This window comes from Streptomyces sp. CNX435 (genome assembly GCF_059570575.1).
This window is the reverse complement of sequence record NZ_JCANTA010000041.1, coordinates 16,431-36,174: the sequence shown is the minus strand read 5'-3', so window position 1 is coordinate 36,174 and position 19,744 is coordinate 16,431. Positions and strand designations below refer to the sequence as shown.

The window sequence follows — 19,744 nt, the reverse complement described above, 5'->3', positions numbered from 1 at the left end:
CCCTCCGGGTCGGACAGCACGTCGGTCAGTGACCAGTCGTCCGCGTAGACGGACAGGGCGGCCTCGCACTCGGCGATCGCTTCCGCGAACACAGGCTCGGCCTCGATCAGATCCGCCGCCATGCCCGCCCACTGCGCTCCCTGGCCCGGGAAGACGAACACCGTTTTCCCACCGGTCTGGACACTGCCGCTGACCACCCGCGCCGAGGGCTGCCCCTCCGCCACCGCGGCCAACCCCTCCAGCAACTCCTCCCGCTCACCACCCACGACCACCGCCCGGTGACCGAGGGCAGACCGCGTGGCGACCAGACTGTGCGCCGCCTGCCCCGCGCTGATCTCGCCATGCTCACTCAGGTACGCATGCAGCCGCCGCGCCTGCTCCGCCAGCGCCTCCGGCGTACGCCCCGAGACCGGCCATGCCACCACCCCGCCGGGCTGCGCGACCGCCTCGGCCGCCGCGCCGTCCTCCACGCCGGGGGCCTGCTCGACGATGACGTGGACGTTCGTCCCGCTGATCCCGAACGCCGACACCGCCGCCCGCCGCGGCCGTTCGGCCGCGCTCTGCCAGTCCGTGGACTCGGTGAGCAGCCGCACCGTCTTCGCCGACCAGTCGATGTGCGACGACGGCTCGTCCACGTGCAGCGTCCGGGGCAGCACCCCGTACCGCATGGCCTGCACCATCTTGATCACACCGGCGACGCCGGCGGCGGCCTGGGTGTGCCCGATGTTCGACTTGACCGACCCCAGCCACAGCGGCGCGTTCTCCGCCCGGTCCTGCCCGTACGTCGCCAGCAGCGCCTGCGCCTCGATCGGGTCGCCCAGCGTCGTGCCCGTGCCGTGCGCCTCCACCGCGTCCACGTCCGAAGCCGACAGGCCCGCATGGGCGAGCGCCTGCCGGATCACCCGCTGCTGCGACGGACCGTTCGGCGCGGAGAGGCCGTTGGAGGCCCCGTCCTGGTTGATCGCCGAACCGCGTACGACCGCCAGCACCCGGTGCCCGTTGCGTACCGCGTCCGACAGCCGCTCGACCAGCACGACCCCGGCGCCCTCCGCGAGCCCCGTGCCGTCCGCGGCCTCCGCGAACGCCTTGCAGCGCCCGTCGGGGGCGAGCCCGCCCTGGTGCTCGAAGTCGACCAGCATGCCCGGCGTCGGCATCAGGGTGACGCCGCCGGCCAGGGCGAGGTTGCACTCCTTCTGGCGCAGCGACTGGCACGCCAGGTGCAGCGCGGAGAGGGAGGACGAGCAGGCCGTGTCGACGCTCAGCGCCGGGCCCTCCAGTCCGAGCGCGAAGGCGACCCGGCCGGAGATCACGCTCGGCAGCGAGCCGGTCATGAGCTGGCCCTCGACCCCTTCCGCGGGGTCGCTGAGCCGAGGGCCGTAGTCCTGGTGGGTGGCGCCGATGAAGACGCCGGTGGAGCTGCCGCGCAGCGAGCCGGGTGCGAGGCGGCCGTGTTCGAGCGCTTCCCAGGCGATCTCCATGATCACCCGCTGCTGCGGGTCCATGGCCAGTGCCTCGCGCGGGGAGATGCTGAAGAAGTCGGCGTCGAAGCCGGCGATGTCGTCCAGGAAGAAGCCCTGGGCGTCGCGGCCCTCGGGCAGGAGCGTCTCGGAGCTGTCCAGGGCGCGTTCGATGTTCCAGCCGCGGTCGGTGGGGAACGGGCCGGCGGTGTCCTCGCCGTCCCGGACCACGCGCCACAAGTCCTCGGGGGAGGCGACCCCGCCGGGGTAGCGGCAGGCCATGCCGATGATCGCGACGGGCTCCTGCTCGCCGGAGACGGCGGCGTCGAGGCGCTGCCGGGTGCGGCGGAGGTCCGCGGTGACGCGCTTCAGGTAGTCGCGAAGTTTGTCTTCGGTGCTCATGCTCATCCGCTACCGTCAGCCCTTTCACAGCGTTCGCGGGCCCGATCCCGAGCCGCGCAGAGATCGGCCTGCGCCGCCTGCGTGGGTCCGTACAGGGATCGGCGAGTGACGGCGAGCGGAGTCCCGGTACGCAGGAGAGCGCTACGTGATCCATGGAAGCGATTCGACGCTAAGCACGGTCACTAAAGCCCAGCTAAGCCCCGTCCGAGGCGGTTCGCGGAGCTACGGGTGGTCTTAGCTGGGCTTTAGTGCGCGCGGTCACGCTGAGACTGGCGTGGCGCCCCGCCGTCGTGGCGTGTGCGAACGAGCCCGTCGTACGAATCCGACTGAGCACAGGAAGTCCTCACGATGACCAGCACCCTCACGCCCGTGCCGCTGTCCGAGCGGCTGCTCGCCATCTGGCGGGACGTCCTGGAGACCCATCAGGTGGACGTCGGCGGGCTGAGCGTCGACGGCAACCTGCCCGACCTCGGCACGCGCTCGATCCTGATCATCGAGATCGCCATGCGCATCCAGCGGGACATCGGCGTGGACGTGCCCCTGGAGACCTTCATCGAGACGCAGTCCATCGCCGACCTGGCCCGGGCGATCGTCGAGATCGACCCGGCGGCGGCTGCGCGATGACCGCACCACCGGTCGCCCCCCGCGCCGCCACGGCGCCGCCGCCCCCGCTCTCCGAGCCGGCCGACGAGGACCTCGAACTCCTCCTCCTCATCCGGCACTTCGAGCGCAAGCTGCTCGACCTCTTCGGGCAGGGCGCCCTCAACGGCACGACGCACACCTGCCTTGGCCAGGAGTACGTGCCGGTGTCCCTGCGCCCGCTGCTGGACGAGCGCGACTACGTCTTCAGCAACCACCGCGGGCACGGCCACTACCTCTCCCGCTACCGCGACCCGGCCGGGCTGCTGGCCGAGATCATGGGACGGCAGGGCGCGGTCTGCTCCGGCGTCGGCGGCAGCCAGCACATCCTGCGCGACCGCTACCTGTCCACCGGCGTGCAGGGCGAGAGCCTTCCGGTGGCCGTGGGCGTGGGGCTGCACCAGGTGCGGGCCGACCCGGGCGCGCTGGTGTGCGCGTTCATCGGCGACGGCACCTGGGGTGAGGGCTCCGTGTACGAGGCGCTGAACATGGCCCAGCTCTGGCGTGTACCGCTGCTGGTGGCCGTCGAGCACAACGGCATCGCCCAGTCCACGCCGGCCGAGGCGAACATGGCCGGCACCGTCGCCGGCCGCGCCGCCGCCTTCGGCGTGCGCCACCACCGGGTGGAGTCGGCCGACGTCAACGTCATCCGGACCGGCCTGGCGCCCCTGCTGGACCGGGTGCGGGCCGAACGCGCCCCGCTGGTCGTCGAGTTCGCCACGCACCGGGTCGGCCCGCACAGCAAGGGCGACGACACCCGGCCGCGCGCTCAGGTGGACCGAGCGCGCGAGCACGACTGGTACGGGCGCTACCGGGCCGCGTTCCCCGAGCAGTTCGAGCGGTGGGACGCCAAGATACGCGCCGAGGTGGACGAGATCGCGCGGGACGTGGCCGGCCGGCCGCCCGCGGTGTGGAGCGGGTCGTGCGAGTAGCGGAGAACATCAACCGGTCGCTGCACCGGCTCCTGGAGACGGTGCCCGAGGCGTACGTACTCGGCGAGGACATCGCCGACCCCTACGGCGGCGCGTTCAAGGTCACCAAGGGGCTGAGCGACAGCTATCCGGGCCGGGTCATCACCACCCCGATCAGCGAATCGGGCATCGTCGGCGCCGGCGCCGGCCTCGCGCTGGCGGGCGACGTGGCGGTCGTCGAGATCATGTTCGGCGACTTCGTCGCCCTGGCCTTCGACCAGATCGTCAACTTCGCCAGCAAGTCGGTCTCCATGTACGGCCGGCGGGTGCCGATGCCGCTGGTGGTGCGCTGCCCGATGGGCGGGCGCCGCGGCTACGGCGCCACCCACAGCCAGAGCCTGCAGAAGCACTTCATCGGCGCCCCCGGCCTGTCGCTGTACGAGATGTCGCCCTTCCACGACTCGTACGAGCTGCTGTCCCGCATCGTGGCGCAGGCCGAACCGGCCATGCTCTTCGAGGACAAGGTGCTGTACACCCGGCAGATGTTCGCGGACGGGGTCGTCGACGACCTCCTCTCGTACGACCGGCACCCCGACGCCCCCGACGTCACCCGCGTGTACGTCGACGACCCGGACACGTACGACGTCGTGCTGATCGCGCCCGGCGGCATCGCGCACCGGGCCTGCGAGGCGGTCCGCGACCTGCTGGTCGAGGAGGAGATCACCGCGCTGCTCCTCGTGCCCACCCGCCTGTACCCGTTCGACCCCGGCCCGCTGCTCGGCACCCTCGGCGCGGCGCAGGCGGTCTGCGTGGCGGAGGAGAGCACCGCGGGCGGCACCTGGGGCGCGGAGGTTGCCCAGCAGGTGCACCGGCGGCTGTGGGGGAAGCTGCCCCGCCCGGTGACCCTCGTGCACTCCGAGGACAGCATCATCCCCAGCGCCGCGCACCTGGAGGAGCGGGTGCTGGTGTCCGCGGACACGATTCGGCGAGCGGTTGTGGAGGCTCTGCGTGACTGAGATCCGTGTGCCCAAACTGAACAACAACGACACCGAGTACACGCTCGTCGACTGGCTGGTCGAGGAGGGTAAGCCGGTCGCCGAGGGCGACCCGGTGGTCGTGGTGGAGACATCCAAGGCGGCCGAGGAACTGGAGTGCACCGCCGAGGGCAACCTGCACCAGGCGGTGCCCACCGGCTCGGCCTGCGCCCCCGGCGACGTCATCGGCCACGTCCTCGCCCCCGGGGAGACCCCCGCACCCGCGTCCCCCGAGCCGGCCGCCGGCACCGGGCCCGCGGACGGCGCGGCGGCCGGCGCGGCGGTCACCATCACCAACCCCGCGCGGGCGGTGATGACCGAGCTGGGGGTCCCCGAGGACCGGGTCCGGGCCCTCGGCGTGAAGGTCGTCCGGCGCACCGACGTGGAGCAACTCGCCGCCCGCATACGGGAGGAGGAGCAGGCCGGAGCCCAGCCGGCCGAGCCGGACGGCACCGCCGTCGACCCCGCGCTGGCCCACGCGCTGCCGCCCGTGCAGCAGGCCGTCGGCCGCTCCGTCGCCCGCTCGCAGCAGACCATCCCCGCCGCGTACACCGTGGTCAAGGTGGACGTCGGCGCGGCCCAGTGGCGCGCCTCGGCCGCGGCCCGGCGGCTGCGCCGGCTGGTCGGCCTGCCGGAGCTGCTGCTGACCGCCGTGTCCCGCGCCCATGAGGCGTTCCCGCTGTTCTTCGCGCGGCTGGTGGACGACCGTACGGCCCTGAAGTCCGAGGCCGCGCACGTCGGGGTGACGATGGACGTGGGCAGGGGCCTGTTCGTACCGGTCGTCGAACGCGCCTCGGGACTGGCCTTCGAGGAGATCGTGGAAGCCGTCTCCGGCTTCCGGCGCACCGCGATGACCGGCACCTTCCGCGAGTCCGAGCTGTCCGGCGGGAACATCACCGTCACCCTGCACAACGACGCCGACGTGGTGGCCGCCGTGCCGTTCGTCTTCCCCGGGCAGGTGTGCGCGCTGGCGCTCGCCGGACCGCAGCAGGAACTCGTACATGACGCGGACGGGACGGTCAGGGCCCGTACCGTCGCCAATCTCGGCATCGCCTACGACCACCGGCTCCTCAACGGCCGTGACGCGCTGCTGTTCCTGCAGCGGCTCAAGGCCCAGCTGGAGGCCCCGGAGAAGCTGCTCGGCCCGGAGCACGCGGAGGAGCCGCAGTCCTGAGGCCCTCGGCTCGTACCAGGGCCGGCCGGGCGTCCGCTGCGGGACACCCGGCCGGCCCTTTGCCCGTACGGGAGCTGTGACCGCGCGTCAGCGCGCCGGAGCGGTGCCCGCGGTCGTGAACGTCCGGACGTCGCGCATGAGGGCCGCGGCCACCGCCGGCTCCGCGCCGTCGAGGTAGAAGTGGCCGCCGGCGAACCGCTCGACGCGGAACGCGCCCGTGGTCAGCGCCTCCCAGGCCGCCGCCTCCTGCGCCGACACCCGGGGGTCGGCGGAGCCGGTGAAGACGGAGACCGGGCAGCGCAGCACGAAGCCGCCGTCGTAGCGGTAGTTCTCCACGGCGGTGTAGTCGGCACGCAGCGCCGGCAGGATCATCGCCCGCATGTCCGGGTCGGCCAGCACCTGCGGGTCGGTGCCGCTGAGCGCGGTGATCTCGGCGATGAGCCCGTCATCGTCGCGCAGGTGCACGTTCTCGGCGCGGGGCGTCGCGGGCGAGTGCCGGCCCGAGGCGACGAGGCCGACGGGCGCGTTGGCGCCGTCCTTCTCCAGCCGGGCGGCGGTCTCGAAGCCGACGACAGCGCCCATGCTGTGCCCGAAGAGCACCAGCGGCAGGTCGGTCAGCGGCCGGAGGACGTCCGCGACGCGGTCGGCGAGCGCGTGGACATCGCGCAGCGGCTGCTCGTGCCGGCGCTCGTGCCGGCCCGGGTACTGCACGGCCACGAAGTCGACGGACGGCGGCAGCGCCCGCTGCAGCGGGAAGAACGTGGTGGCGGCGCCGCCCGCGTGGGGCAGGCAGACGAGCCGTACGCCCGGCCGGTCGGCCGCGCCGAAGCGGCGCAGCCACGTCTCGTCGAACGGGATCTGTGTGGGCACCGAGGCCATGCCTTCCCGCGCTCTCCCGGGTGCGAGCGGGCGGCACACGGTGGACAGCGCACCTTGAGCACTCCGAGTCGTTGTCACCACCGACGCTACCGGCGGCGGTTGCGGGCCGACAAAGAGCTTCTAAAGAAACAGGGGTGGGGTACGGGCACGGGGAAGAGCGCCGCCGCGCCCGTACGGAACGTCCGTCAGGCCGCCAGGCTCTTCAGCCGCTTGCCGATGTCGGCGCGCTGGGAGATGCGGAGCTTCTGGTAGATGCGGGTGAGGTGCTGCTCGACCGTGCTCACGGTGACGTGCAGCCTGCCGGCGACCTGACGGTTGGTCAGCCCCTTCGCGACCAGTGCGGCGACCCGGTGCTCGGCCCGCGTCAGCAGCTTCTGGCCGTCCGGTGTGTCCAGCGTGGACCTGCCCACCCGCTCCGGCGCCAACGCCCGCGCCACGGCCTGGTCGGGCAGGCAGTTGCGGGCGATGTGCACGGCCGCGCCCTGCGCCCTGGCGGCCCAGGACTCGTGGCCCAGCTCGCGCAGTGCCACACCGAGTTCGTGCAGCGTACGCGCCTGGTCCAACCGGTCGCCGGTGGCGAGGAGTTCGTCGATCGCCCGGAACAACAGGCCCGGCCGCTCGTGCGGCGGCGCCATCCGCGCCCGCAGCCGCAGCACCAAGGCGTGGTGGCGACCGCCGTGGCCGGGGGCGCGCGCGGTGTGCTCGCCGAGCACGCGGGCACACATTTTCTTGTCACCCAGCTGCAGCCACGCCTGCGCGACGTAGAGCCGCCACGGCACCAGCGTGGGATGGTCGACGAGGGCGCGTTCGGCCATCTTCCCGATGCGCAGGAAGTCGGAGAGCGCCGAGTGCGGCCGGTTCGTGGCGAGATGAAAGCTGCCGCGCGTACACAGGTAGCTGAGCCAGTAGACGCTCTTCTCCCACGCGGGCGGAACCGGCTTGGCGAATAGCCGCGCCGCCTCGTCGTAGCGCCCCATCTCCATGTGCAGGGACGCGAGTACGGTCTCCGTCGCACAGGCGTACCCCGTGCTGCGCTCGGTGATGACGCTCTCCACCACCCGGATGCAGTCCATGCTGGCCGCCAGCTTTCCCTGCCGCAGCGCGACCATCGCCTGCTGGAGCGAGAAGATGGCCTGCCAGCCGGGCGCGTCCCGGCTCGCCGACTCCTTGACCAGCCACTCGCACCACCGCCAGGCCGCGTCGAGCCGGTCGGCGATGACGAGGGTCTTGATCGCGCAGGTCAGCGACCAGACGGTGGAGTCGGAGAGCGTCGAGACCTCCAGCAGGTTCTCGGCCGCGGCGGCCCAGTCGGCCCGCTCGCCGTACAGGAACGACCCCTCGAAGGTCTTGAACAGGGAAGTCGCCGTCGCGTACGGGCTCCGCCCGCCGCCTTCGTCTGGGCGCTGGGCCTGCCCGTCCCCCCACTGCTCGGCGGAGTGGTGGCTGTACCAGGCCCACAGCCACGCGACGCTGGGATGGTCGCCGGCGCGGACGTCGGCGGCGGTCGACTCGGCGCCCTGCCGCTGGAGAACGGCGAACGCCTCCTGGATTTTGCCGTAGCTGAAGAGCAGATCGGCGAGCCCGTCGTACGCCGTGCTGGGCATCTTGTCCGCATGGAAGGCGCTGAGCAATGCGGTCAGATGGCGGATTTCGGTGGCCGCGGGGCTGATGCGCTGCGTGACGAGCGCCAGGCGCAGGTATATCTCGATACGATCCGGGCTGTTCGGGCTGTTTTCCAGCGCCAGTTCGAGATACCTGACGGCCAACCGGATGTTTTCCTGGCCGATGGCCGTCTCCGCGGCGTCGCGCAGCGCGGACCGCTGCCACGGCTCTGCCGCGTGCCGGGCGGCGAGAAGATGGTGCGCCACGTCCGTGGTGGGACTGCCCGCATTGTTCAGGACGACGGCCGCACGCCGGTGCAGTTCGTTGCGCTGCAGGGTCCCCAGGTCCGCGAGAATTTCCCGGGCGGCGCTCTCGTGCCGGAAATTCGTGCCGTCGAGGACACCGGAGACACGCAGGGCCTCCAACTGCTGGTCGAGTACGGCCGGGGAAATGCGGGTCATGCGCGACAGCAGCTCGGTCGATGCCGATTCCCCGAGGACGGAGATCAGCCGCCCCAGCTCCACGGCGGTGGCACCGCTGCGGTAGAGGCAGGACACGACGGAACGGCCGTACATCCCCAGCTCCGCCGAGGACTCCGTGCCCGTGGGCCGCGCCTCCATGTCCTCGTCCCGGAGGTCTTCGAGCAGCGCGCGCAGCAGGAGTGGGCTGCCGCCGCTGAGGTGGTGCAGCAGGTCGATCCACTGCTCGTGCGGCCGGTTGACACGCGTGGCGACCGCCGCCCGCACCCCCCGCTCGTCCAGCGGGCGGAGGTGGATGCGCTGGGCGTTCGGCCGCCGCAGCAGCTCCGTCTTGACCGGCTGGTCACGATGGCGCAGGTGCGGGCAGTGGGAGAGCAGGACGAGGGTGCGCCGGCTGCGGTGCCAGCTGACCGCCTGGAGCAGGAAGTCGAGTTCGGACCAGGGGATGTCCTGTACGTCGTCGACGCTGATCACCACCGCGCCGTTCTCCGCGACATGCGGCAGCGCGGCGCTGAACTGCAGTGCGGGCGTGGCCCCCGCCGGGCCCTCGCCGGGCGGCGGGGCCGGCACCTGTGCGACGAGCTGCTGGAAGAGGGAGATGGGCGGGTGCGCCGACACGCTTCTGCCCTGGACGCTGAGGATCGTCGCGCCCATGTCGGCCGCGTGTTCAGTGATGGCGTGTAACAGCGCGCTCTTGCCGCAGCCCACGCCGCCTTCGATCAGAATTGTGCGCGACATTCCGTGGAGGCAGCGAGAAAAAGCAGACCGCAGTGCCTCGAATTCGGCCGCACGGATGACGAAAGCCATACCGGATTACTCACCTCCCGTTGGTGCAGTTCATTCATCGTGTGAAGGAACGCACCTGAGCAAGTCCAGGTCAAACGGCGCTCAGGGGAAGCGCCGTTCCGCATATTCGGTTAGTAGTTTCACAGGTTGGGTTTGGTTGTGCAAGGCCGGACTTTCTCAGGCAGCTAGATAATGCCCAGGTCCGTTTTGTATCGTTCATCCTGGCCCTGTTGTTGTGCTGCGGAGTATACATCCCCTGGGACAATCGCATCGATCCACGACTGTCTCCCGCTTGCGGGAGCGAGCGCGGGCGTACCGGACGGCGTGTGAGCCGTGCGGCGCCGCCCGCGGGCACCCCGTCGTGGGGCGGCGGGTCCGCCGGACGGGAGGCGCGCAGCGGGACTTTGGCGGGACTTTGGCGCCGCACAACACTCTGCCCGGATGGTTGCTGCCCTTGCCTGGCTGCTGCGCGCGCTGCAGGAAGCCTTCGTCGCCCTCGGCCGGGTGTGGTTGTTCATCCCGGTGGCTCTCCCCGACCCGCCACCGCCTCCGGCCGGTCCCGTACCGGGACACCCCGAGCGGCTGCGCCCCGACGTGCCGCTGACCGCGCAGGAGGAGGCTCTGCGGCGGCAGTTGGACGACATCGCCCTCCCGGACGCCATCGGCGAGGAGAAGGGTCCGGGCACGTAGACCCGGCACCGGCGGCCGGGCCGCGTCAGGGCGCGGGGACCGCGCGTACGAGGACGAGGGAGCCGTCGTAGGCGGGTTGCCCGCGCAGCGCGCCGTGGCGCTCGTCCCAGGCGCCCGAGGCGAGATCGCGGCGGAGGTGGTCCGCGTACCGCTCCCGCAACTCCGGTGCCACGAAGCTCCACGCGGAGCACGCCTGGCGTGCCCCGGGGTCGAGCAGACGCTCCGGGCGCGCGTAATACGCCTCGTTGAAGCCGTCGGTGCAGTCCGCGGGGATCGGCACCGGCGCCACCGTCGCCCGGCCGCCGAGCACGTCCGTGATTTCGGCGATCGCCGGATACCGCCGGGCTTCTGTGTCCAGCACCAGCGGGGCGTACTCGTACAGCCAGAAGTCCCGTACGAGAGCGGGGTCGCAGGTGAGGACGACGACCGGGCCGCGGGTGACGCGCCGCATCTCCCGCAGGCCGCCGGCGAGATCGCTCCACTGGTGCACGCTGAAGGTCGTCATCGCGCCGTCGAAGGTGCCGTCGGCGAACGGCAGGTCCTCGGCCACCGCGTCGACGGCCGGCGGCAGGGAAGCGGGCCGCTGGGCGCGCATCGCCGCCGAGGGCTCGACCGCGGTGACGCGGAAGCGCCCCGACTCGTACGAGCCGGCGCCCGCGCCCACGTTGACCACCGTGCGTGAGTCGCCGAGCGCCGCGGCGACGGCCGCCGCGATACGCGCGTCGGGCCGCCGGTAGTCCGTATAGCCGGCGCCGATCGACCCGTAGTCCGCGTCGCCGGCGCTTCCGTCCGCACTTCGTTCGCTCATTCTCCGAACCTAGCGCGCGGTCAGCCGGAAGCCCCGGCCGGAGGGGGGGGCCGACCGGGGCTGACCAGAGGCGGATACGGAGGGCGGTCGCCTCGCGGCGAAAGGCTCCGTGGGGCTTCAGCCGAACGATCTTCCCCACGGGCGGGAGGTGAGGCCCGGGGACACTGCTCCCTCCGTACCCACACCACCATCAACGGGAGGACCCCTCCGGTTGTTCCGCGCCGCCGCGCCGGGAGGTGTGAAGCGCGCCACAGGCCCGGCGCGCCCGGGGCGGAGTCAGCCCAGCCAGCGGCCGTCGCGCATCAGCTCGCGGCCGGGCAGCTCGTTCACCTCGCGCCAGGACTGGATCCGCCGCGGGGTGATCCGGAACCAGCGGTACCGGGTGGCCAGGCCCCGCGGGTCGAAGCCGGAGCGCGCCGCGAACCGGTCGCCGTGCTCCGGCGGCAGCGCGTCGAGTTCGAAGACCTCGACGGCGCCGTCGATCACCGTGACGTCCCGGGTCTGCCCGAGCGCGAGCCGGGCGACGCCGGTGGCGGCGAGGTTCCTGCCGGTCGGGCTCTCCGCCGGGGTGGCCACCCACAGCGCGTCGCCGTCCCACGAGAACGACAGCGGTACGAGGTACGGCGTGCCGTCGGGCGCGGCGCTGGCGACCCAGACGTCGACGTCGTGGGCGAGCCGGTGCTCGGTGTCGCGGCGGCGCCGGCCGCGTGCGCGGGGTCCGGCGGCGGCCGTCGGCTCCGCGGCGGGGGGCGCGCCGGCGGTGTCCGGGAGTGCGGTCATGGTCGCTCCAATCGTCGTCAGGCCCGTTGCGGGCCGCGGCCGGCCGGTGTGCGCGCCGGGCCCGATCGCCGTCGCCCACAGCGTCACCCCGCCGGGCCCGGACCGCCTCCGTGCCGACCACGGAGAGCGGCACTGATAATGAGGTGGTGTCCACGCCGCCCGTCTCCGCCCGCGAAGCGGAAGTGCTCGCGCTCCTCGGCGAGCACCTCAGCAACGCGGAGATCGCCGGGCGCCTGTTCATCTCCGTACGCACCGTCGAATCCCACGTCTCCTCGCTGCTGCGCAAGCTGCACCTGCCCGACCGGCGCGCCCTCGCCCGGCACGCTGCCGCCTCCGTCCCCGCCGGCCGGGCGGCCGGACCGGGTGGAGCGGGCCCCGCCCTGCCCGCGCCGCTGACGCCGTTCGTCGGCCGTACGCGCGAGCGCGCCGAGCTGGCCGCCGCGGTACGGGCCCACCGGCAGGTGACCGCGGTCGGACCCGGCGGGGTCGGCAAGACGCGGCTCGCGCTGGCGGTCGCCGGCGACGTGGCCGGCGAGTTCCCCGACGGGGTGTGGTTCGCCGACCTGGTCCCGGTCACCGACCCGGCGCGGGTGGGCGCCGCGGTCGCCGCCGCCGTCGGCGCCGGCGAGCAGCCCGGCCGCGAGGTGGACGACGCCGTGCCGGCCGCGCTCGCGGACCACGACGCGCTGCTCGTACTCGACAACTGCGAGCACGTACGCGACGGGGTGGCGCCGTTCCTGGAGCGGCTGCTGGCGGCCTGCCCGCGGCTGCGTGTTATCGCGACAAGCCGGGCGCGGCTCATGGTGCCCTTCGAACGGGCCTTCCCGGTGCCGCCGCTGTCGCGCGACGGCGGCGACGAGTCGGACGCGGTGGCCCTGTTCATGGACCGGGCCGCGGCGGTCGGCTTCCCGCCGGGGCCGGGGGCGAGCGCAGGCGTCGTGGCCGTCTGCGAACGGCTCGACGGCATGGCGCTGGCGATCGAGCTGGCCGCGGCGCGCTGGTCCACGCTCGGCCTCGACGGCCTGGTCGCCGGCCTCGGCGATCAGCTGCAGATTCTCAGCGGCGGCGCCCGCGCGGACGACCGCCACCGCTCGGTGCGTGCCGTGCTGGACTGGAGCCACGACCTGCTGCAGCCCTGGGACCAGGCGCTGCTGCGCCGGGTGTCGGTGTTCGTCGCGCCGTTCACCGCCGCCGCGGCGGCCGAGGTCGCCGGCTTCGCCCCGGGCGACACCGCCGTCGCCGACGGCCTCGGCCGGCTCGCCGAGCAGAGCCTCCTGGCCGTCACCCCGGCCGCGACCGGCACCCGCTACCAGGCGCTGGAGACCATCCGCCAGTACGGTGCGGAGCGCCTCGCCGCCGCCGGCGAGCTGACCGCCGTACGCGCCCGCCACCTCGGCTGGTGCACGGCCGCCGGCACCGAACTGGCCGGCGCCGGGGGCCCGGACTGGCGCGCCCGGTTCGACGACCTCGCCGAGGACATGCGGGTCGCGCTCGGCTGGGCCGCCGAGCAGCCGGAGCGGCGCGCGGACGCCCACCGCCTCGCGCTGTCGCTGGCCGGGCTGGCGCTCACCCGCAACCTGCTCGGCGAGGCTCAGCAGCGGTACGAGCAGGCCGCCGCTCTCGCCGAAGACGCCGACGGCACCGAGGCCGCGGCCCTCGCCGCAGACACAGCCGCCGCCACAGAGTCAGCCACCGCCGCCACCGCCGCCGGGGCTCTGCGGCACGCCGCGGCGGTGGCCGGCCTCCGGCGCCTCGGCGACGACATGTACCGCCTGCACCGCGCAGCCGCCGGCGCCGCCCACCGGGCCGGCGACACCGCCGGCGCCGGCCGCGACCTCGCCGAGGCCGCCACCGCCGCGTACCGCTTCTCCACCTCCTTCAACCGTCTCCCCGCCGCCGCCGAGGTCACGAAGATGCTCGACCGCGCCCGCGACCTGGCCGGCGACGACCCGCGCGCCGGGGCGGCCGTGGCGCTGGCCGAAGCGGCGGTGGTCACCGACGCGTACGGCGCCGTGCAGGGAGACGCGGACAACGCGCCGGGCGAGACGATCGAGCGGGTCGAACGTGCCGTCGAGCTGGCCCGGCGCGCGCAGGAGCCGGTAACGGAGTCCGCCGCTCTCGACGCGCTGTCCGGCGCCCTCAGCTGGGCCGGCGACACCTTCGCCACCGCCGCCGCGACCCGCCGCCGCACCGAGGTCCTGACGCCCCTACCGCCCACCCCCGCCGCCATCCACGAGCGGATGGACGCCCTGGCCATGGCCGCCGGCACCGCGGTCGGCGCCGGCGAGCTGGACCAGGCGCGCCGCTGGGGCGGGGAACTCGCCGGCCACCCGCTGCTCGCCGAGGCCGGTCACCACGCCACCGCGTGGCTGCTCGTCGCGGACGCCCTCGCCGGCCGCGCCGACGAGGTCCTCGCCCACGCCGTGCGGTTCCGCGACTCCTTCGAGCAGAGCGGCGGGCAGCAGTCGCTGTCCCTCGGCGCCGGTGCCGCGTCGGTGGCGATGATCCACGGGCTACGCGGCGACGACGGCGCCCGGGCGGACTGGCTCGCCGTCGTCGACCGGGCGGACACGACGACCGAGCACCGGCACGGCTACGGCGCGGTCTTCGACGCCACCGTCCTGCTCCACCACGGCGACGCGCAGGCGGCCCTGGAGCGGGTCGCGCCCGCGCCGGACGAGGTGTGGAAGTGGGTGTGCTGGGTCTGGCTGCACTGGTACGCCGCACTGCGCGCGGAGGCGGCGGTGCTCGCCGGCCACCCGGACGCCGGGGCGCGGATCGCCGCGGCCCGCGCCGTCGTCGCCGGGAACCCGGTCGCCGCCGCGCAGGTGGACCGCGCGGAGGCGCTGCTCGACGGCGACCTGCCGCGGCTGCCGGCGCTCGCGGCGGCGTTCGGCGCGGCGGGAAGCCCGTACCAGGAGGCGCGTACGCTGCTGCTGGCCGGCGGCGAGCACACCGCCGCGGGCGAGGCCGCGCTCGCCGGCCTCGGCCTGGCGCCGAAGGTCACCGGACGGCCGCCCCGCGGATAGCCGCCGCACGACGGCCCACGCGCAGCCGGGCCGGAGGCCCCCGGGGTGTCGCCCACCCCCGCGAGTCGCCCCCGCCTCAGCTCACCGCCCGCTTCACCAGTGCGGCGATCCGCGCCTCCACGTCCTTCGTCACCTCGGTGAGGGCGAACCCCGCCGGCCACATCGTGCCCTCGTCCAGCTTCGCCAGGTCGCTGAACCCGAGCGTCGCGTAGCGCGCGTTGAACTTCCCCGCGCTCTGGAAGAAGCACACGACCTTGCCGTCCAGGGCGTACGCGGGCATGCCGTACCAGGTCTTCGGCGCCAACTCCGGGGCCGTGGCCGTGACCACCGCGTGGACGCGCTCGGCCATGACCCGGTCCGAGTCCTGCATCTCCGCGATCTTCGCGAGCACGTCCCGCAGCGCCTCCGCCGCCTTCTCCGCCCCCGACCCGCGCCGCGCCGCCTTCTTCTGCTCCCGGGCGTGCTCCTTCATCGCGGCCTGCTCGTCGGCCGAGAACCCCTCGTACGCGCCCGTCTCGCTGTTGCTCATGACCACTCCTGTGCTCTCGGGTCCCACCCGCCCGGTCCTTCGCCGGGCCGGTCGCCGTGACCACAGCCTCGCCCCGCGGAGCCATGGAACGCCTCCGTGCCCGCCACGGAAACCACCACGGACGCACGCTCCCGTGAGTTCCGCACCACCGCCTGGATTGGGCTAGACGGGGGGCAGTTAGGTGTGTCTGACGGCAATATGGCGGTGCCGCGACCGGCTTCTCCTACGGTTCTCACGTTCTTCCCCGCTCTGGTGCGCTGCACCACGAAAGGAGATCCCCGATGTCGATCCGCAAGGCCGCCGCCAGCATGGTTGCCACCGCCGCTCTGACCCTGGGCGCCCTCGCCGCGACGCCCTCGCTCGCCGCCGCCGACTCCGAGGGGCAGAAGGCGGAGACGGCGCCGGTCGCCGACGCGACGCACAGCTACCCGTACCGGGGCAAGGTGCTCGGCAACAGCATCGTCTACAAGCGCGCCGCGCCGACCACGCGCAGCAAGATCCTCGGCTCGGCGAAATCCGGGTCGATCGTCCGCATCCAGTGCAAGGTGATCGGGCAGAACGTGCTGGGCAACGACAGGTGGTACCGCGTGCCGGTGCACGGCGGCGGCCACGGCTACATGTCCGCGCGCTACGTGCGGAACCTGGACCAGATTCCCTTCTGCAAGCGGTGACCCCGCCGCGGCTCACCCCGCCGCCCACGCCCGGCCGGTCCCACCGGCCGGGCGTTCGCGTGCGACCGCGGCCCCTCAGGCCGGACCGTCCCCGCCCGCCCGCTCTGCCGGGATGCGGGGGATGCGGTGGGGGTGTGCGCGGCGGTGGCGGAGCGTGCGGAGGTACGAGCGGGCCGTGGTGCCGCCCGCGCGGGCGGTGCACAGCAGGCGGGTGCTGCGGCGCCGGCGGAAGATGTCGTAGTCGTCGCGGATCAGCTCGGCCAGCGCCGTACGGCCCAGCTCCAGGTACTGCCGCGGCAGCTCCTGGCCGGACGGGTGCACCTGGCGGTGCCAGCCGTCCGCCAGGTGGAAGAAGCGCCGGACGCGGTCGGCCTCGAAGCGGACCGCCTCCTTCAGCGGTGCGGTCATACGCTACCGGGCAGCCGCGGCGACGAGGTCGTCTCGGCTCAGCCCGTGGTGCTTGAGGTCGGCGAGGGGGAGGTAGACGCGGCCCAGGGCCGCGTCCTCCGCGATGTCGTCGAGGAAGTCCAGCATGTAGACGCCGTAGCCCAGGGCGATGGCCTTCACCGTGGCCTCGTCGTCCGCGGGTTCGAGCAGTGTGTTGACCCAGATGCTCATGTCCCCGCTGACGGAACGCATGTACAGCTCCAGGTCCTCGAACGTCGCGTACGAGCTGGTGTCGAGGTCCGTGCGCAGCGTGCGCAGAGAGCGCCGGATCCCCTCCGGATCGATGTCCCAGGTACGCACCGTGTGGGCCAGCGCCCGGCAGATGAGCACCGCCTCCGCGGTCACCGGCCCGGCGGCGGTGCCGGCAGTCGTGGCGGTGCTCCCGTCGATGCGGCGCAGCGCCTCGTACCGGAGGGCGTCGAACCGCTCGCCGCGGTCGCGGCGGCTGTGCCCTGTGGCGTCGAGGACGTCGTCCGCGTAGCCGCAGAACGCGAGCATCGCGTCGTAGTACGGGCGCTTGCCGGGCGGCAGCAGGAAGCGCGCCACGGGAAAGGCCGCGGCGTTGCGCCGCCGCAGGTAGCGGCCGCAGGCGGCGTACGCGGCCTCGACCCGCGTGCCGCGCAGCCCGGCGGCGGTCAGCTCATGGGCGAACACCCTGCACCTCCCCATCCGCCGGCACCGCGCCGGCCGCGCGCGCCGGGCGGATGAGCGCGTAGCCCTGCGACGGTGGCGGACGGAGCAGCCCGGTGCGGGAGAAGAGGAGCTCCGCCGCCGGGATCGGCCGGTGGTAGAAGCACACCGACGACGAGACCCCGAACACGGCGGCGGATCCGACGAAGAACGGCAGCTCGGCCTCCAAGCACCCCAGGCCCGCCTCGACCTGGGCCCGCGAGGGCTCCGCACCCCGTAACTGGGAGCGCAGGGCGGACTCGCTCATCTCCAGGCCGCAGCGGCGCAGTTCGGCGTCGTGCGCGAGCGCCTGGCGCACCTGCGTGCGCAGGCCGCGGTAGACCGCGCCGCCGGCGAGGCCCGACAGCAGGTGCAGGTGCTCCGCGCCCGGGGCGCGGATCCCCGCCCGCTGCCACGAGCGCAGGATCCGGCTGCGCGCGGTGGCCGTCTCCTGGGCGGTCTTCCGCTCCGCGTACGCCTGTGGGTGGCCCGCGACCAGCAGGTTGTCGCGGAAGGGGGAGTCGGGGACGACGACGTCGATCGACTGGAAGCGCGCGTGCAGCCAGCGCAGCAGCCCGCTGAGCACGTCGCCGCTGAAGTAGCTGCTGCCCAGGCTGACTCCGACCACGACGTGCACACCGGAGGCGAACACCCGGGCGCAGTTCGGTGTCAGGGGCGTGTCGGTGAATTCCACCAGGGACACCTCCGAGAGGTTCCCGCCCGGGCGCGGGGGCGTGCCCGGGCGGGTGGGAGGGACGGTGATTCGATTCCAGCGGCGGACGCGCCGCTAGATCATCGATTGATTACCCATGGTGTCCATACAGACACTGAAAGTGAGAGGCGTATGCGTTAAAGCGCCCCCGTTACGCCCCCACGCCCCTGACTGCGCCTCCGCCGTGGGGCCGCCGACCCCGCCCCCATGTGCGCGACGGCGTCCGGCTCCAGCACCACCAGCGCACTGCGGTGGGATGTCGTACGGAGTCCCGGGGCCAATGCGGTGATGCGCGCCGTGGCGTGGCCGGGCAACGGGCCCGGATGCCGCATGCGAAAAGTAGGTTATGTAACTAACATCCACTATGCGCATGCGAGCGATAGGGCCATGAAGAAACTCACGAAATTCCTTGATCTGCCGCTGGTTCAGCGGTTCCTGGGCAACCGCTGGGCGATCGGAGCCGCGTGCGCCCTCATGGTGGTCACGGGGGTGGTCGCCGCCGTGCTGACGGCCGACGGACTCGAGACGGCGAGCGACGCCAAGCCGTCCGTACGGGAGGAAGCGGCCCAGGCCGCCCAGCCCGAGAAGCAGCCGAACCAGAAGGAGGCCGCCGCACCCCAGCGGCAGCGGCAGGAGTCCGCGAAGGACGCCGGGCGGCCCCCGGCGACCTCCGCCGACCAACACCACCCGCCGCGCCGGCCTTTCGGCGACCGACACCGGCTCGGCACGTCGTTCGACAACGGCACGGTTTTCGTCGGCGGCGCCATCGCCCCGGGCACGTACGCGACGCAGGGCTCGAACGGCGACCCCGGCGGCTGCGAGTGGTCGCGGCTGGCCGACAACGGCGGCGAACTGGTGCCGATCATCAGCGGCTCCACCTGGGGCCCGACGCACATCACGGTCCACGACGGCGAGTACGTGCGCAGCAAGGGCTGCCAGACCTGGAGCCGCAGCCACTCCGGCGGCACGCACGGCGGCACGTAGCCGCCGCCCCGCGGCCCCCGCCCGCCGCTCCCGCGTCACCCGGACGCCGCGCGCGTACGGCACGACTGCCAGCGCCGCCGCCGCCAGTGTGGAGGCGTACGTGTAGGCGCGTGGAGCGGCGGCGAGGAGTGGTGGCGATGCGGACGGTGGCGGGCGCGGTGAGAACGGCGAAGGCGGTGGCGCGACGCCGGGCCGGGGCGGCGCTGGCCGCCGTGCCCGCGGCGGTGGCGCTGCTGGCGACCGGGGCGACCGGCACCGCGCCGGCGGCGGCCGCACCTGGCGAGGTCCCCGACGTCGTTGCACGGGAGGCGTACTTCCTGCCGCCCAAGGACGCCGAGCCGGGCGACGGACTGACGTACGACACGACACTGGTGCCCGCGGGCGCGGGCATCGCCGTGGTGGAGGTGGCGCGGCACGGCAGGACGAGCGTCCGGCTCGGGCTCACCGGCCTGCTGCCCGACCGAACGTACGGCGCGCACGTCCACACCGCGCCCTGCCGCCCCGACCCGGACGCCGCCGGGCCGCACTACCAGAACCGGCCGGCCCCCGTGCAGCCGTCGGTCGACCCGACCTACGCCAACCCCGAGAACGAGGTGTGGCTCGACTTCACCACCGACGGCCGGGGGAGCGCACTCGTCTCGGTGTGGCAGGACTGGCGGTTCCGGGCGGGCGAGGCGCGATCGGTTGTGGTGCACGAGTACGCCACGAGGACGCAGCCGGGCGAGGCCGGCATGGCGGGCGCGCGGTTGGGGTGCCTGTCGGTGCCGTTCGAGTAGCGGGGGTGTGGTCAGGGTTGGCCGGTCCTACCCGCTCGTTGACGCGCCTCGCCGCGGTCGCGGCGGTGCTCGCGCTCCTCGGCGCCGCCGGGGTGGTGGCCTGGCTCTTCGCGCTCCCCCCGAGCCTCGTCCCGACGCCCTGCGCCACCACGTGTCTCAAGACGCGACCGACGACGCCGCCGACGCCACCGAGCCCCTGCCGATCCGGGCGGAGCAGCAGGCGTCGGGCTTCCATGCCCCGTACCGCGCGTCGGCGTCGGGACCGCGGCACAGCTCCGGCTTCGCC

The 19,744-nt window shown here is 73.6% G+C and carries 18 protein-coding genes; 9 read left to right on the top strand and 9 right to left on the bottom strand.

Features of this window, described 5'->3' with window-relative positions; genetic code table 11:
- Positions 1-1,859: type I polyketide synthase (locus T328_RS34925; RefSeq protein ID WP_496500288.1), on the bottom strand; the 1,859-nt coding region annotated here is incomplete at its 3' end.
- Between the two features lie 348 nt (positions 1,860-2,207).
- Here T328_RS34925 and T328_RS34920 point away from each other — a divergent pair.
- The 4 genes from T328_RS34920 to T328_RS34905 are packed head-to-tail and all read left to right on the top strand — an operon-like array spanning position 2,208 to position 5,617.
- Entirely contained in the window at positions 2,208-2,483 is a 276-nt protein-coding gene (locus tag T328_RS34920; RefSeq protein WP_496500287.1) for a phosphopantetheine-binding protein, read from the top strand.
- A complete protein-coding gene (locus T328_RS34915; RefSeq protein ID WP_496500286.1) occupies positions 2,480-3,430 on the top strand; it encodes a thiamine pyrophosphate-dependent dehydrogenase E1 component subunit alpha in 951 nt (316 codons plus the stop codon). Before T328_RS34920 ends, T328_RS34915 begins: the two co-directional genes overlap by 4 nt.
- Complete coding sequence (locus T328_RS34910; protein ID WP_496500285.1) at positions 3,421-4,425, top strand: alpha-ketoacid dehydrogenase subunit beta; 1,005 nt, start codon at positions 3,421-3,423, stop codon at positions 4,423-4,425. Before T328_RS34915 ends, T328_RS34910 begins: the two co-directional genes overlap by 10 nt.
- Positions 4,418-5,617 carry a 2-oxo acid dehydrogenase subunit E2 gene (locus tag T328_RS34905; protein WP_496500284.1) on the top strand — a complete coding sequence of 400 codons (1,200 nt, stop codon included), beginning with the start codon at positions 4,418-4,420 and terminating at the stop codon, positions 5,615-5,617. The genes T328_RS34910 and T328_RS34905 overlap by 8 nt, the downstream gene beginning before the upstream one ends.
- 87 nt (positions 5,618-5,704) lie before the next feature.
- Here T328_RS34905 and T328_RS34900 read toward each other — a convergent pair whose 3' ends face one another.
- The gene (locus T328_RS34900) at positions 5,705-6,496 is read right to left on the bottom strand and encodes a thioesterase II family protein (RefSeq protein WP_496500283.1); all 792 of its coding nucleotides are present in this window, start codon (positions 6,494-6,496) and stop codon (positions 5,705-5,707) included.
- Between the two features lie 185 nt (positions 6,497-6,681).
- Positions 6,682-9,384, bottom strand: coding sequence for a LuxR C-terminal-related transcriptional regulator (locus T328_RS34895; RefSeq protein WP_496500282.1), 2,703 nt, complete (start codon positions 9,382-9,384; stop codon positions 6,682-6,684).
- A gap of 420 nt (positions 9,385-9,804) precedes the next feature.
- On the opposite strand from T328_RS34895, the gene T328_RS34890 reads away from it, so the two are divergent.
- Positions 9,805-10,053, top strand: a complete 249-nt coding sequence (locus T328_RS34890) for a DUF6059 family protein (RefSeq protein ID WP_496500281.1) — start codon at positions 9,805-9,807, stop codon at positions 10,051-10,053.
- A 25-nt stretch (positions 10,054-10,078) separates the two neighbouring features.
- Here T328_RS34890 and T328_RS34885 read toward each other — a convergent pair whose 3' ends face one another.
- Both T328_RS34885 and T328_RS34880 read right to left on the bottom strand, forming a co-directional pair.
- On the bottom strand, positions 10,079-10,861 hold the full coding sequence (locus T328_RS34885) for a class I SAM-dependent methyltransferase (protein ID WP_496500280.1): 783 nt from the start codon (positions 10,859-10,861) through the stop codon (positions 10,079-10,081).
- 276 nt (positions 10,862-11,137) lie between these two features.
- On the bottom strand, positions 11,138-11,641 hold the full coding sequence (locus T328_RS34880) for a pyridoxamine 5'-phosphate oxidase family protein (RefSeq protein ID WP_496500279.1): 504 nt from the start codon (positions 11,639-11,641) through the stop codon (positions 11,138-11,140).
- 146 nt (positions 11,642-11,787) lie between these two features.
- On the opposite strand from T328_RS34880, the gene T328_RS34875 reads away from it, so the two are divergent.
- On the top strand, positions 11,788-14,670 hold the full coding sequence (locus tag T328_RS34875) for an ATP-binding protein (protein WP_496500278.1): 2,883 nt from the start codon (positions 11,788-11,790) through the stop codon (positions 14,668-14,670).
- 76 nt (positions 14,671-14,746) lie between these two features.
- On the opposite strand, the gene T328_RS34870 is transcribed toward T328_RS34875, so the two are convergent.
- The gene (locus tag T328_RS34870; protein WP_496500277.1) at positions 14,747-15,199 is read right to left on the bottom strand and encodes an iron chaperone; all 453 of its coding nucleotides are present in this window, start codon (positions 15,197-15,199) and stop codon (positions 14,747-14,749) included.
- Between the two features lie 281 nt (positions 15,200-15,480).
- Here T328_RS34870 and T328_RS34865 point away from each other — a divergent pair, with 281 nt between their 5' ends.
- A complete protein-coding gene (locus T328_RS34865; RefSeq protein WP_496500276.1) occupies positions 15,481-15,870 on the top strand; it encodes an SH3 domain-containing protein in 390 nt (129 codons plus the stop codon).
- 75 nt (positions 15,871-15,945) lie between these two features.
- On the opposite strand, the gene T328_RS34860 is transcribed toward T328_RS34865, so the two are convergent.
- Genes T328_RS34860 through T328_RS34850 form a run of 3 tightly spaced genes read right to left on the bottom strand, consistent with a single transcriptional unit; the run spans position 15,946 to position 17,680 of the window.
- On the bottom strand, positions 15,946-16,278 hold the full coding sequence (locus tag T328_RS34860; protein WP_496500275.1) for a hypothetical protein: 333 nt from the start codon (positions 16,276-16,278) through the stop codon (positions 15,946-15,948).
- Between the two features lie 3 nt (positions 16,279-16,281).
- Positions 16,282-16,971, bottom strand: coding sequence for a phytoene/squalene synthase family protein (locus tag T328_RS34855; RefSeq protein ID WP_496500274.1), 690 nt, complete (start codon positions 16,969-16,971; stop codon positions 16,282-16,284).
- Positions 16,958-17,680 carry a tRNA-dependent cyclodipeptide synthase gene (locus tag T328_RS34850; protein ID WP_496500273.1) on the bottom strand — a complete coding sequence of 241 codons (723 nt, stop codon included), beginning with the start codon at positions 17,678-17,680 and terminating at the stop codon, positions 16,958-16,960. Before T328_RS34850 ends, T328_RS34855 begins: the two co-directional genes overlap by 14 nt.
- Positions 17,681-18,085: 405 nt before the next feature.
- Between T328_RS34850 and T328_RS34845 the strand changes: the two genes are divergently transcribed.
- Positions 18,086-18,682 carry an Rv1352/Rv1906c domain-containing protein gene (locus T328_RS34845; protein ID WP_496500272.1) on the top strand — a complete coding sequence of 199 codons (597 nt, stop codon included), beginning with the start codon at positions 18,086-18,088 and terminating at the stop codon, positions 18,680-18,682.
- A 137-nt stretch (positions 18,683-18,819) separates the two neighbouring features.
- On the top strand, positions 18,820-19,458 hold the full coding sequence (locus T328_RS34840) for a superoxide dismutase family protein (RefSeq protein ID WP_496500271.1): 639 nt from the start codon (positions 18,820-18,822) through the stop codon (positions 19,456-19,458).
- Positions 19,459-19,744: the final 286 nt, after the last annotated feature.